10 protein-coding genes are annotated in these 13,307 nt (G+C 71.5%); 4 read left to right on the top strand and 6 right to left on the bottom strand.

All coding sequences use genetic code 11. The annotated features are described in order from the left end of the window. Positions 1-53: 53 nt before the first annotated feature. From bpln_RS03520 to bpln_RS03510, 3 genes are all read left to right on the top strand, one after another. The gene (locus tag bpln_RS03520) at positions 54-1,523 is read left to right on the top strand and encodes a TAXI family TRAP transporter solute-binding subunit (protein ID WP_063891172.1); all 1,470 of its coding nucleotides are present in this window, start codon (positions 54-56) and stop codon (positions 1,521-1,523) included. Positions 1,524-1,853: 330 nt separating this feature from the next. Then, positions 1,854-2,492, top strand: coding sequence for a 2-hydroxychromene-2-carboxylate isomerase (locus tag bpln_RS03515; RefSeq protein WP_055138097.1), 639 nt, complete (start codon positions 1,854-1,856; stop codon positions 2,490-2,492). 182 nt (positions 2,493-2,674) lie between these two features. Then, positions 2,675-3,649, top strand: a complete 975-nt coding sequence (locus bpln_RS03510) for a LysR family transcriptional regulator (protein ID WP_055138096.1) — start codon at positions 2,675-2,677, stop codon at positions 3,647-3,649. Between the two features lie 6 nt (positions 3,650-3,655). On the opposite strand, the gene bpln_RS03505 is transcribed toward bpln_RS03510, so the two are convergent. From bpln_RS03505 to xdhA, 5 genes are all read right to left on the bottom strand, one after another. Next, positions 3,656-4,060, bottom strand: a complete 405-nt coding sequence (locus bpln_RS03505) for a hypothetical protein (RefSeq protein ID WP_055138095.1) — start codon at positions 4,058-4,060, stop codon at positions 3,656-3,658. A gap of 89 nt (positions 4,061-4,149) precedes the next feature. Beyond that, positions 4,150-4,884, bottom strand: coding sequence for a substrate-binding domain-containing protein (locus tag bpln_RS03500; RefSeq protein ID WP_055138094.1), 735 nt, complete (start codon positions 4,882-4,884; stop codon positions 4,150-4,152). 395 nt (positions 4,885-5,279) lie between these two features. Further along, positions 5,280-5,846 (bottom strand): xanthine dehydrogenase accessory protein XdhC, encoded by a 567-nt coding sequence (gene xdhC, locus bpln_RS03495; protein WP_042623994.1) that lies wholly within the window; start codon positions 5,844-5,846, stop codon positions 5,280-5,282. Between the two features lie 4 nt (positions 5,847-5,850). Then, the gene (xdhB, locus tag bpln_RS03490) at positions 5,851-8,220 is read right to left on the bottom strand and encodes a xanthine dehydrogenase molybdopterin binding subunit (protein WP_055138093.1); all 2,370 of its coding nucleotides are present in this window, start codon (positions 8,218-8,220) and stop codon (positions 5,851-5,853) included. Positions 8,221-8,247: 27 nt separating this feature from the next. After that, complete coding sequence (xdhA, locus tag bpln_RS03485) at positions 8,248-9,831, bottom strand: xanthine dehydrogenase small subunit (protein ID WP_055138092.1); 1,584 nt, start codon at positions 9,829-9,831, stop codon at positions 8,248-8,250. A 288-nt stretch (positions 9,832-10,119) separates the two neighbouring features. Between xdhA and bpln_RS03480 the strand changes: the two genes are divergently transcribed. After that, complete coding sequence (locus bpln_RS03480; protein WP_042623991.1) at positions 10,120-11,337, top strand: MFS transporter; 1,218 nt, start codon at positions 10,120-10,122, stop codon at positions 11,335-11,337. Between the two features lie 253 nt (positions 11,338-11,590). On the opposite strand, the gene bpln_RS03475 is transcribed toward bpln_RS03480, so the two are convergent. Beyond that, on the bottom strand, positions 11,591-12,802 hold the full coding sequence (locus bpln_RS03475) for a pyridoxal-phosphate-dependent aminotransferase family protein (protein WP_055138091.1): 1,212 nt from the start codon (positions 12,800-12,802) through the stop codon (positions 11,591-11,593). Positions 12,803-13,307 lie beyond the last annotated feature (505 nt).

Here is a 13,307-nt window from a genome sequence, read left to right as displayed (position 1 = left end):
TCGCCCCGGTCCCCCGCCGTCGCCCTCCTCGCCGCCCTTCGTTTCGCACTCCGATGATTGTCCGTCCGCCCCGTCCCGACCGTCCGCACCGATTCCTGGCCCGCTTCGTCGCGGTGTCGTGGCGCGACCTGGCGATGTCGTTCGGGCCGGCGCTGCTGCTCGGCGCCGCGGCGATCTGGCTCGCGATCAAGCTGATCCAGCCCGCGCCGCCCACCCATCTGGTGCTCTCGGCCGGCCCGCCCGGCAGCACCAACTGGATGGCCGCGCGCCGCTACCAGCGAATCCTCGCGAAGAACGGCGTGACGCTCGAGGTGCTGCCCTCGGAAGGCTCGGCGCAGAACCTGCAGCGCCTGCTGGATCCGCACGGGCGCGTCGACGTGGCGTTCGTGCAGAGCGGCGTCGACCAGAAGGACCGGCCCGACAGCCTGGTCTCGCTCGGCAGCGTCGGCTACGTGCCGCTCGCGATCCTCTACCGCGGCCCGCCCGTCGCGCGGCTGTCGCAGTTCGACGGCAAGCGGCTCGCGCTCGGCCCGGACGGCAGCGGCGCCCACGAACTCGGCCTCGCGCTGCTGAAGCTGAACGGCATCGTGCCGGGCGGCGCGACGCGCCTGCTGCCGCTCGCCGGCGAGGACGCCGCGCGCGCGCTGATCGACGGCCGCATCGACGCGGCGTTCCTGTCGGGCGATTCGACCCAGATCCCGGTGATGGCGAAGCTGTTCCGCGCGCCGGGCGTGCGTTTCTACTCGTTCCCGCAAGCCGAGGCCTACACGCGGCGCTTCCCGTACCTGACCGACATCACGCTGCCGATGGGCGTCTACGATCCCGGCACGAACCTGCCGTCGGAGGACATCCATACGCTGTCGCCCACCGTCGAGCTGATCGCGCGCGACTCGCTGCATCCGGCGCTGTCGGACCTGCTGATCGAGGCCGCGCGCGAGGTGCAGGGGCGCGCGACGATCCTGCAGCGCGCCGGCGAATTCCCGTCGCCCGTCACGCACGGCAGCTTCCCGCTGTCCGACGACGCGGCGCGCTACTACAAGTCCGGCAAGACCTTCCTCTACCGGCAGCTGCCGTTCTGGGTGGCGAGCCTGGTCGACCGGCTGCTGGTGATCGTGGTGCCGCTCGTGGTGGTGCTGATCCCGGGGCTGCGCTTCGTGCCGATGCTGTACGGCTGGCGCGTGCGCTCGCGGATCTACCGCTGGTACGGCGCGCTGATCACGCTGGAGCGCAGCGCGCTGGGCGAGCCAACCGGGCGCGAACGGCTCGCGCTGCTCGAACGGCTCGACGACGTGGAGGACTCGGTCAACCGGATGAAGATGCCGCTCGCCTACGCGGGGCAGTTCTACGTGCTGCGCGAGCATATCGGCTTCGTGCGCGAGCGCCTGCTCGCGCACGAAGCGGCGCCGCGCGGCGATGATTCGTCCGCGCCGGGCACGCCGGGCGCCGCCACGCCGGCCGACGCCGCGCCTGGTGCCGGTTCCGGCACGCCGGCACCGGGTGGTCCGGGCGTCGCGCCGGGTTGAGCGGGTTGAGCGGGTTTTGTCGGGCTGAGCCGCGTTCCGTCTCCCCCGCGCGACGCCGCGCCAGGCGGCTTGCTTCGGCCCCGATCCGGTCGGGGCCGGCCACGCCATCGTGCCAATCCGCCACCATTGTCTATACCGACCAACACCGCCGCCACGGCACCACCCCGGCCCGCCGCCGCAAGTGCCGCCCCCACTCCCCGAGCACGCGCCCGCCCCTCACCGCGACGCGTGAACGGCTAGGGCGCCGCGATTGCTGCAATCGCCGACGCCATTGCGTACCATGGCGACACGCGGGCCGCGCGGCCCCTCGCCTTTTCAGGAGACTTGCCGATGACCGTGGGCCACGACACCAGCCAACCGCGCTGGTATTACGATTTCCTGTCGCCGTTCACGTATCTGCTGCTCGAACAGCAGGACAAGTGGCCGAGCATGCCGTTCGCGCCGGTCCCGGTCTCGCTGCCGGTCCTGCAGGAACGCTGGGGGCAGCGCCCGATGTACGACGTGCCGGCCAAGCGCGTGTTCACCTATCGCCATGCCTTGTTCCGCGCCGAGCAACTCGGCATCGCGTTCCGCATGCCGCCCGCCCATCCGTTCGATTCGACGCGCCTGCTGCGGCTCGCGATCGTGGCGGGCGCCGATCTCGCCGTGGTGCGCGAGATGTTCCGCTTCATCTGGCGCGAGGGGCGCGATGCGATCGCCGAGGACGGCTTCGCCGCGCTCTGCGAACGCGTGGGCGTGGCCGCCGACGACCCGCGCATCGACGCGCCCGAGACGCAGGCGCAACTGCATCGCAACACGCAGGACGCGATCGAGCTCGGCGTGTTCGGCGTGCCGACCTTCTGGATGAACCGGCAGTTGTTCTGGGGCGAGGACGCGCTGTCGATGGTGCTCTATTGCGCGCGCACGCCGAACTGGCTCGAATCAAAGGAAGTGAAGCGGATCAGCACGCTGCCGCCGGGCCACCGCTGATCGCGCGTGCCGCGCCGGAGCGGCCGGTTCGTCCCGACGGGCCGGACCGGCCGGCCGGACCGCTCCGGCCACGCAAGCCGCACCAATCGCACAAGTCGCGCCGATACCGCGGATAACACGCCGGCCCGCGCGCGCGCCGCGCGCTCCGGTATCTTACAAGCGACGCCCTCGCCGCCCCGCCGATGCCAACCGACGACGACACCGCCGATTCCCGCACCGCCTCGCTCGACATCTGGCTCGTGCGGGTGTTGCGCACGCTGCTGCTGGAGCGCAGCGTGACGCAGGCCGCGCTGCGCCTGAACCAGACGCAGCCGGCCATCAGCACGGCGCTGCGGCGCCTGCGCGAAGTGCTGAACGACCCGATCCTGGTGCGCGGCAAGTCGGGCATGGTGCCGACCGAGTACGGCGCGTCGCTGCTGGAGGCGGCGCAGCGCGCGCTGCGCGACGTCGACTTCATCGCCACGCCGCACGGCGACTTCGATCCGGCCAGCTCGCGCCGCACCTTCCGGCTCGCCGCGCCCGACTACCTGAACGACTTCTTCATGCCGACGCTGATCGCGCGGTTTCGCGAAGCCGCGCCGCTCGCGCACCTCGAACTCGATTCGCTGAACCCGGCGCTCGATCACGCTGGCGCGCTCGACTCGGGCGTGCTCGATCTGGTGATCGCGAACTGGCCGCGGCCCGATCCGCGGTTCGCGCGCAGCGACCTGTTCCCCGACACCGTGGTGTGCCTGATGCGCGACACGCACCCGCTCGCGCGGGCGCCGCTCACGCGCGAGGCCTACGCGGCGGCGGCCCACCTCGCGCCGACGCCGTACACGGGCGCCGCGCGCAACGCGATCGAGATCGGCCTCGCGCGCGCGAAGCTCGAACGTCGCGTGGTAACGACGCTGCCCTACTTCGGCGTGGTCCCGCAGGTGCTGCTGCAATCGGACCTGATCTTCACCACCACGCGCCGCTTCGCCGAGCATTACGCGCAGATGCTGCCGCTCGTGATCCTCGCGCCGCCCGTGTCGTTCCCGCGCATTCATTGCTACCAGCTCGCCCATCCGCAGCCGGACCGGCCGTCCGACCTCGCGTGGCTGCGCGCGCTGGTGAAGTCGGTGTCGGATTCGCTGACGGCACCGCCGCGCGCGCGGCGCAAGACGGCGCGCTGAGGCCGTTCACGCGTCGAGCCAGGTTTCCTGCAGATGGAGCCAGCGAATCCGGCCCTCGGCCGCGTCGCGTTCGAGTACGGCGGTCGAGCGGCGCGCGGGCAGGGGCCCGCTCGCGTCGCGCTGATGCTCGTCGTAGCCGATCACGGCGCCGTCCGGATGGACGGCGATCGTGCGCAGCGCGACCAGCCTGATCTCGAGCCCGGGCTTGTAGCCGGCGAGCCGCGCGAACAGCGCGCGCAGGCCGGCGTGGTCCAGGCTCGCGCCGTCGGTGCCGGTCATCGTGAAGGCCGGCGCGAAGCGCGCGAGCAGCGCGTCGAGCGCCGCGGCCGAGGTGGCGGTGCCGGCCAGCCACGCCTCGATCTCGGTGCAGATCGAGACGACGGCGTCGAGGAAGGGTTGCGAATCGTTCATCGGGAATCGGACCTCGGCGAGCCTTCAGCGGCGGATCGAACGGGACATCGAGGCGGCGCCGCCGGACGCTCGCCGCGTGCTGCCGCGTTTCAATGCGCGGGGACCGGATCGAGCCCGGTCGCGGCCACCTCGGCGCGCGCGGCCGGCGAGGCCAGGTAGTCGAGCAGCTTGCGCGCCTGCTCGGGATGTCGCGCGCCGACCGGAATCCCGCCCGCGTAGCGCGTGACCGACTGCAGCGACTCGGGAATCCGCCCCGCGAACGTGACGCCCGGCACCGGCAGCAGTTCGGCGACCTGCTGGAAGCCGAGCGCATAGCTGCCGTCGGCCACCTTCGAGGCGACCGGCACGCGCGGCACCTTGACCGCCTTCGGCCGCAGCTGCGCGGCAATGCCGAGCTTGTCGAACAGCTCGCGTTCGATGTACACGCCGCTCGCGCTGTCCGAATACGCGACCGACGGCGCGGCCAGCAGCGCGGCCTTCAGCGCCGCCGGCGTATCGACCTTGGGCACCGGCGCGCCGGCCCGCACCACGGCGCCGATCCGCGAATCGGCCAGTTCGACGCGCGAATCGGCGCGCACCTTGCCCTCGGCGATCAGACGGTCGAGCGCGTAGCCGACCATGATCACGACGTCGGCCGGTTCGCCGCGCGCGAGCCGGTTCGGAATCGCCTGCGGGGTCTCGCCCATCGACGGGCCGTAGGTGATCTCGAGCGTGTCGCCCGTCGCGGCCGTGAATTTCGGCGCGAGGTGCTGGTAGGCGGCGGTGAAGCCGCCCGAATTCATGACGTGGAGCTCGACGGCATCGGCCGCGGGAGCGGCGAACATGGCGGCGCCGGCGAGGCAGGCAAGGAAGGCGTGGACCGTCGCGCGACGGTGCTCGGTGGCAGGCAAGGCGGAATGTTTCGGCATGGTGATCGAAGCGGCCGGCGACGGCCGTGGCGGTATAAAGACAGGGCTGTCCATCTTCGCGAATTGCGACGCATTTGAAAAGTGCCGTGTACTTGCCGATGGTCGCGGCCGGCAGGCGGCACGCGCCGAATCGCCGGTGCCGGATCGCGCGCTGCGCATGACGGCATCCGGTTCACGGCGGGCTCACGGCGTCCGGCTCGCGGCATCCGCTTTGCAGCGTCCCCCGTTCGCGGCGCCCGGCATGGGGCCTTCCGCCGAAAACCTCCGCGTCGGGCCTGCCACTTCACACCGCCACCGCCTCACGCCCCGACTCACGGCGCCGCCACCACCTCGCCCGCGGGCTGCCTGCGCCAGCGCCGCGCCGCGCCGGTCCGCGCCTGCAGCAGCTCGGCGCAGACCGCCACCGCGATCGCGGGCGGCGCCTTGTCGACGATGCCGGCCACGCCGATCGGACAGACCATGTCGGCCAGATGCGCGGGCGCCACGCCGCGCTCGATCAGGCGCCGCTCGAATTTCACGCGCTTGGTGCGCGAGCCGATCATGCCGAAATAGGCGAAATCGTCGCGACGCAGGATCTGCTCGGCGAGCGCGAAATCGAGCGCGTGGTTGTGCGTCATGACGAGGAAGTAGCTGCCGGGCGGCGCCGCGTCGACGATCGCCTCGGGCGTGTCGGTCGGCTCCGGCTGCACGTTCGGCGGTACCTCGTCGGGGAAGCATTCGTCGCGCGCGTCCACCCACTGCACGACGCAGGGCAGATGCGCGAGCAGCGCGACGAGCGCATGGCCGACGTGCCCGGCGCCGAACAGCACGACGTGCATCGACGCGATCGCGCGCACGGGGCCGCGCAGCCGGCCGACCTGAAGCGGTGACGGCAGCATGGCCTCAGCTCCGCGCGGCGCCGGGCGCGGCCGCCGCCGCGCGCACGGCCTCGACCGCGCCCAGGATCGCCTCGCCGGTGGCGGGTGCGTTCAACGGCGGCTGCACGCGATAGTCGCCGACCGCCGCCACCGCGTCGCGGATCGCGAAGAACACCGAGAACGGCAGCAGCAGCGGTGGCTCGCCGACCGCCTTCGAGCGGTGGATGCTGTCCTCGACGTTGCGGTTGCGGAACAGGTTGACGCGGAAGTCGGGCGGCGTGTCGTTGACGGTCGGGATCTTGTAGGTGGACGGCGCGTGCGTCATCAGCCGGCCGCCGTCGTTCCACCACAGCTCCTCGGTGGTGAGCCAGCCCATGCCCTGGATGAAGCCGCCCTCCACCTGGCCGAGATCGATCGCCGGGTTCAGCGAGGCGCCCACGTCGTGCAGCGCGTCGGCGCGCAGCACGCGCATCTCGCCCGTCAGCGTGTCGATCACCACCTCGCTGCAGGCGGCGCCGTAGGCGTAGTAGAAGAACGGCCGGCCCTGCAGCGTCGCCTGGTTCCAGTGCAGCTTCGGCGTGGCATGGAAACCGTCCGACCACAGCTGCACGCGCGCGAGATAGGCCTGGGCGACCACCTCGCCGAACGGCACGGCCTTCGCGCCGATCCACACGCGGTCGTCGGCGAAGCGCACTTCGGCCGCGGCCACGGCCGGCGCGTCGGGCTCGCCGAGCCGCTCGGCCGCGAACGCGGCGAGCCGCTCGCGCAGCTGTCGCGCCGCGTCCTGCGCGGCCTTGCCGTTCAGGTCCGAGCCGGTCGAGGCGGCGGTGGCCGAGGTGTTCGCGACCTTGCTGGTGTCGGTGGCCGTCACGCGCACGCGGCCGAACGCGACGCCGAGCTCGTGCGCGACCACCTGCGCGACCTTGGTGTTGAGCCCCTGCCCCATCTCGGTGCCGCCGTGGTTCACGAGGATCGAGCCGTCGGTATAGACGTGCACCAGCGCGCCGGCCTGGTTCAGGTGCGCGACGTTGAACGCGATGCCGAACTTGACCGGCGTGAGCGCGATGCCCTTCTTCAGCACCGGGCTGCGCGCGTTGAACTCGCGCACGGCCGCGCGTCGCGCGCGATAGCCGCTGGTCGCCTCCAGCTCGCCGAGCAGCGCGTGCAGCACGTTGTCCTCGATGGTCTGGCCGTAGGGCGTGACGTTGCGCTCGTCCTTGCCGTACAGGTTGCGGTAGCGCACGTCGAGCGGATCGAGGTCGAGATCGCGCGCGATGTTGTCGATGAGGTACTCGATCGCGAACGCGCCCTGCGGGCCGCCGAAGCCGCGAAACGCGGTGTTCGACTGGGTGTTGGTCTTGCCGCAGTAGCCGGCGATCGAGACGTCGGGCAGCCAGTAGGCATTGTCGAAATGGCAGACCGCGCGCGTCATCACCGGCCCCGACAGGTCGGCCGAGAAGCCGCAGCGCGAGGTCATCTCCACCGACACGCCGTCGATCACGCCGGCCTCGTCGTAGCCCACGTCGTAGCGGTAGTGGAAGTCGTGGCGCTTGCCGGTGATCATCATGTCGTCGTCGCGGTCGGCGCGCAGCTTCACCGGGCAAAGCAGCTTCCAGGCCGCCAGCGCCGCGCAGCACGCGAACAGGCCCGACTGCGATTCCTTGCCGCCGAAGCCGCCGCCCATCCGCCGGCATTCCACCAGCACGTTGTGCGAGGCCACCCCGAGCAGATGCGCCACCAGGTGCTGCATCTCGCTCGGGTGCTGCGTCGAGCAATACACGTGCATGCCGTCGTCGTCCTTCGGCACCGCGTAGGCCACCTGCCCTTCCAGATAGAACTGCTCCTGGCCGCCGAGCGTCAGCTCGCCCGTGTCGCGGCGCGGCGCGGCGGCGGCGCGGCCGGTCGCGTCGCCGCGCGCGAGCTTCATCGGCGGCAACACGTAGGATTCGGCGGCGCGCGCGGCCTGCGCGGTCAGGATCGCCGGCAGGTCCGCGTAGTCGATCTTCGCGCGGCGCGCCGCGAGCCGCGCCGCGTCGTGCGAGGTCGCCACCACGATGAACACCGGCTGGCCGACGAACTGCACCACGCCGTCGGCCAGCACCGGATCGTCGTGGATCACCGGGCCGCAGTCGTTGACGCCGGGGATGTCCTCGGCGGTGAACACGGCCACCACGCCGGGCGTGGCGCGCACCGCGTCGAAATCGGCCGAGACGATGCGCGCGTGCGCCTTCGTGCTCAGGCCGAGCGCCGCGTGCAGCGTGCCGGCGATCACCGGCAGGTCGTCGGTATAGCTGGCGCGCCCGCTCACGTGCAGATGCGCGGATTCGTGCGGACGCGAGACGTGGACCTGACGGAACTCGAGATCCTTCAGGAACGGTTCGGCTTGCTGGTTCATGGCGCGGGTTTCCGTATTGCGGTTCGGTCAAAGGTCGGCGACGGCAAGGCCGGCGGCCCCTGCTGCATCGGCCTCGGCGGCCACGCAGCGCACGTTCAGCGCCTCGGGCGCGAGCGGCGCGTGCGGGCGCGTCTCCAGCCAGAAGCGATACAGCAGGTTGCGCGCGGCGCCGAGCCGGTAGCCGCTGGTCGCGCGCATGTCGCTGAGCGGCGCGAAATCGCGGTCGAACGCCTGCATCGCGGCCTGCGCCGTGGCCTCGTGCCAGCGCGCGTCGGCCAGCGCCGCCTCCACCTGCGCGGCGCGTTTCGGGGTAGCCGCCATGCCGCCGAACGCCACGCGCGGCGCGCGGATCGTCTCGCCGTCGGCGATGAACGCGAACGCGGCGCAGACCGCCGAGATGTCCGAGTCGAAGCGCTTCGACAGCTTGTAGGTGCGAAACCGCAGGTTCGCGCGCGCGCCGGTGCGCAGCGGCACGCGCAGCGCGGCGACGAACTCGTCGGCGGCCATGTCCTTCTTCTGGTACGCGAGGTAGAGATCCTCGAGCGGCAGCTCGCGGGCCGCCTCGGGACCGCGCAGCACCACGCGCGCGCCGAGCGCGATCAGGCCCGGCATCGAATCGCCGATCGGCGAGCCGTTCGCGACGTTGCCGCCGAGCGTGCCGGCGTTGCGGATCGGCAGCGAGGCGAAGCGCTTCCACATCTCGGCCAGCTCCGGATAGTGCTCGGCGAGCGCCGCGTAGGCGCGCTCGACCGACACGCCCGCGCCGATCTCGAGCCAGCCGTCACGCTCGTCGATGCGGCGCAGCTCGGCCACCTGGCCCAGGTAGATCAGGTCGCCGAGGTCGCGCAGCTGCTTGGTGACCCACAGCCCCACGTCGGTGCTGCCGGCCAGCAGCCGCGCCTCGGGCTTCGCGGCGCGCAGCGCGGCCAGCGCCTCGATGCTGCGCGGCGCGTCGAAGCCTCGGCCGGCATGCTCGTAGCGGAACGTGTCGTCGCGGCGCAGCGCGGTGAGCGTGCGGGCCAGCGCGGCGGTATCGACGGGAGACGCGGGCGGCGCCATCGCGAACATCCGCTCGGCCGCGTCGACGATCGGCCGGTAGCCGGTGCAGCGGCACAGGTTGCCGGTCAGCGCGTCGGCGATCTCGGCGCGCGACGGCGCGGCGGCCCGCGCGCAGGGCGCGCCTGGCGCGGCCGCGTCGCACGGGCCGGCCGCACGCCCGCCGCCGTGTTTCTCGTAGAGCGCCCACATCGACATCACGAAGCCCGGCGTGCAGAACCCGCACTGCGAGCCGTGGCAGTCGACCATCGCCTGCTGCACCGGATGCAGCGCGCCGTCGGGCTGGCGCAGGTCCTCCACGGTGTAGAGCGCGCGGCCGTCGAGCGTGGGCAGGAACTGGATGCAGGCGTTGACGGCCTTGAACTCGACGCCGCCGGCGTCGTTCAGCTCGCCGACCACCACCGTGCAGGCGCCGCAGTCACCCTCGGCGCAGCCTTCCTTGGTGCCGGTGCAGGACGCATCCTCGCGCAGATACTGCAGGACGGTGCGGGTGGTGGCGGCGCCGCTGACTTCGCGGATCGCCTGGCGAAAATGGAAACGGATCGGCTGGCTCATGGGATCGTGAGGATCGTGGGTCTGGGAGCGCGGCTGGGTGTGGGCTGGGCGGCCGTTACCTGGCATTTGCGCCGTCATTTGAGTCAATAAGTCGCACGCTATCATCATCGAAAATGGCAACCCATAGGCCGAACGACATGGGGCGCATATTGTCGATGCCATATCGAAATGCAGCGTGTACGCCACAGTCATTCGTCTGATGAACTAAGCGGTCCATGCGACGGAAACGGTTCCATGCAACAATTCGGGTTTCTACCGACGCCCGTTTTCCCGCTGGATCCGCCCCCCATGTCATCCGCTTCCGATTTGCCCCCGCGCAGCGCGTTCTCGACGACGCTGCAGATCGTCTCCGTCGTCTCGTTTACCTTCGTCTGCTATCTGACGATCGGCCTGCCGATCGCGGTGCTGCCGGGGTTCGTGCATGAGGAGCTGGGGCTGTCGGCGGTGGTCGCCGGGGCCGTGATCAGCGTGCAGTATCTGGCGACGCTGGCCTCGCGCCCGCTCGCGGGGCGCTGCGCGGACACGCTCGGGCCGAAGCGCACGGTGCTGCGCGGGCTGGTGGGGTGCGGCGCGAGCGGCGCGCTGCTGCTGGTGGCGCTGCTGTTCGTGCGCTGGCCGGCGGTGAGCCTGGTGCTGCTGACGGCGAGCCGGCTGGTGCTCGGCATCGGCGAGAGCCTGGTCGGCACCGGCGCGATCCTGTGGGGCATCGGCCGCGTCGGCGTGACCCACAACGCGCGCGTAATCTCGTGGAACGGCATCGCCACCTACGGGGCGCTCGCGATCGGCGCGCCGCTCGGCGTGGCGATCGCCCATTCGCTGAACGCGGCGCTGCTCGGCGTGCTGATGGTGGCGCTCGCGGCGGGCGGCTACTGGCTCGCGCTGCGCATCGCGCCGGTGCCGCTGGTCCACGGCGAACGGATGTCCTACGCGAGCGTGTTCACGCGCGTGCTGCCGCACGGCCTCGGGCTCGCGCTCGGCTCGGCCGGCTTCGGCTCGATCTCCACCTTCATCGCGCTCTATTACGCGGCGCGCCACTGGCCGAACGCGGCGCTCTCGCTGACGGTGTTCGGGCTGCTGTTCATCGGCTCGCGCCTGCTGTTCGCGAACAGCATCAAGACCTACGGCGGGTTCCGCGTGGCGATCGTGTCGTTCGCCGTGGAATGCGCGGGCCTGCTGCTGCTCTGGCTCGCGCCGGTGCCGCACGTCGCGCTGGCGGGCGCCGCGCTGACCGGCTTCGGCTTCGCGCTGATCTTCCCGGCGCTCGGCGTCGAGGCCGTCGCGCTGGTGCCGCCGGCGAGCCGCGGCGCCGCGCTGTCGGCCTATTCGGTATTCCTCGACCTGTCGCTCGGCATCACCGGGCCGCTCGCCGGCTACGTGGCGGGCGAGTTCGGCTATCCGCAGGTGTTCCTGTTCGCGGCGGTGGCCGCCGCGGGCGGCATCGCGACCTCGGTGCTGCTCTACCAGCGGCAGACGCGCGTGGGCACGCGCACGGGCGCGGCTGCCTGAGGGCAGCCTGAAGGCGGCAGGCGGGACGCCGGGCGGGAACGGGGCCGGCGCCGTCCGCGACGGCGGGTATCGCGAACCGCCAACGCTTCCCGGCCGCGGGCCGCAACGGGATGGCACGCCCGAATCGTTGCCGCCGCACCGATGTGCCGGACGGCCGGACCCACGCCATCCTCGCTCGCCGCGACGCTCCGCTCCCGCGCCGCCCGTCTGGCGCGAGCGGCATTAGCGCCGGCCCGCGCGGCCGGCGCGTCTCTCAGAGCCGGTTCGACAGCGCCTGTTCGAGCGCGGAAACCCCGCCCGACAGATCGACCGGCACCTTCAGGTCGACCATGGTGCGGCCGAACGCGTGCAGCGTGCGGAACAGGTTGTGTTCGCGGCACTGCTCGCCCATCTGGCCGATCCGCACGATCGGCAGGCCGAACGACCCCGAGATCTCGACCTGATACTGCTTCGAGATGTGCCCGCAGATCATGCCCGGCGTGAGGCCCTCCGGCACGCGGATCCCCACCACCGAATTGAGCCGGCACGCCTCGGGCGCATAGAGCTCGAGGCCGAGCGCCGCGATCCCGGCCTGCAGCGCGAGCGCGCAGCGCTGGTGGCGCGCGTAGCGGCTTTCGAGCGTTTCCTGGCAGACGAGGCGCAGCGCCTCGTGCAGCGCGAGCACGCCCGAGACGGGCGCCGTGTAGTGGTAGCCGGCGTTGTGCCAGAAGTTCTCGGCGAGCGCCATGTCGAGACACCAGTGCGCGTTCGGCTCGGGGCGCTGCTTCATGCGCTCCCAGGCGGCGTCGGAGAACGCGATCAGCGACACGCCCGGGATCGACGACAGCCCCTTCTGGCCGCCCGTGATCACCGCGTCGATGCCCCAGGCGTCCATCTCGAGCGGCATGGTGGACAGCGTGCAGACCGCGTCGACCACCACCAGCGCGCCGGCCGCCTTGGCCAGCGCCGCGATCTCCTTCATCTGCCGGTTCCAGACCGTGTTCGAGGTCTCGCCGTGGACGATCGTCACGATCTCGGGCCGCTCGCGCCCGATCGCGGCGGCCACCGCCTCGAGGTTCGCCGCCTCGCGGTCGGGCACGTCGAGCAGCGCGACCTCGGCGCCGATGCGCGTGGCCATCTCGGCCATCCGCGCGCTGAAGAAGCCGTTGCGGATCGACAGCACGCGCGTGCCGCGCCAGGCCAGGTTCGAGATCGCCATCTCCATCGCGGCCGAGCCGGGGCCGGCCACGCCGAGCACCCATTTCGTGCGCGTCTGGAACACGTAGCGCGCCATCTCCTTCACCTGCTCGATGATCTTCGCCATGGTCGCGCCGAGGTGGTTGATCACGATCGCGTTGGCCTTGGCGACCGCGGCCGGGATCGGCACGGGGCCGGCGCCCATCATCAGGAGCGGCTCCTCGGGCAGGATCGCGTCGAGCGGAACCACGACGGGGCAGGGAATCGGCGAGTAATCGTTATGGGACATGAGCGGAGGATCGGCGAAAGCGGTTGAAACGGGTGCGGGCGCACCGGAACCGTCGATCATTCCGCGAACCGGCCTCGCGTGCAAGCCCCCGCGCGGCGACGGCGCTCTCGACGGGCCGGCTGGAACCGGGTCCGGGCCGTCCCCTGCACAAGCTTTGTGCGCCGTGCGCGCCGCTACCGCCTGGCCCCGGCGCGGCCTCGCGCAGCCGCCGGGCAGCCCTGGCCGGCCTCGCGGCCGCGCGCGTCTTCACGACGCGTTCACGTCACGTTCGCGGCGCCTTCGCCGCAGCTTGACGACACGATCGCGACACGGCGCACGGATGACCGGAACCGATTCCGAAGGGATTTCCGGATTATCGGAATTGCACGGCGAAGGTTAATCTCGCGGCACGCGCGGCGTTCACGGCGAGCATCGCGCTTCAAGCATTTCCGCTCGCCTCATTCTGAATTCCGAATCTCCGGAAATCTTGAAATCACAAAAATACAGAATTTCTTCCACCAGAAGC

This window comes from Burkholderia plantarii (assembly GCF_001411805.1).
Lineage (GTDB): Bacteria > Pseudomonadota > Gammaproteobacteria > Burkholderiales > Burkholderiaceae > Burkholderia > Burkholderia plantarii.
The sequence above is the reverse complement of the archived record's forward strand: the minus strand, read 5'-3'. Positions and strand labels throughout refer to the sequence as shown.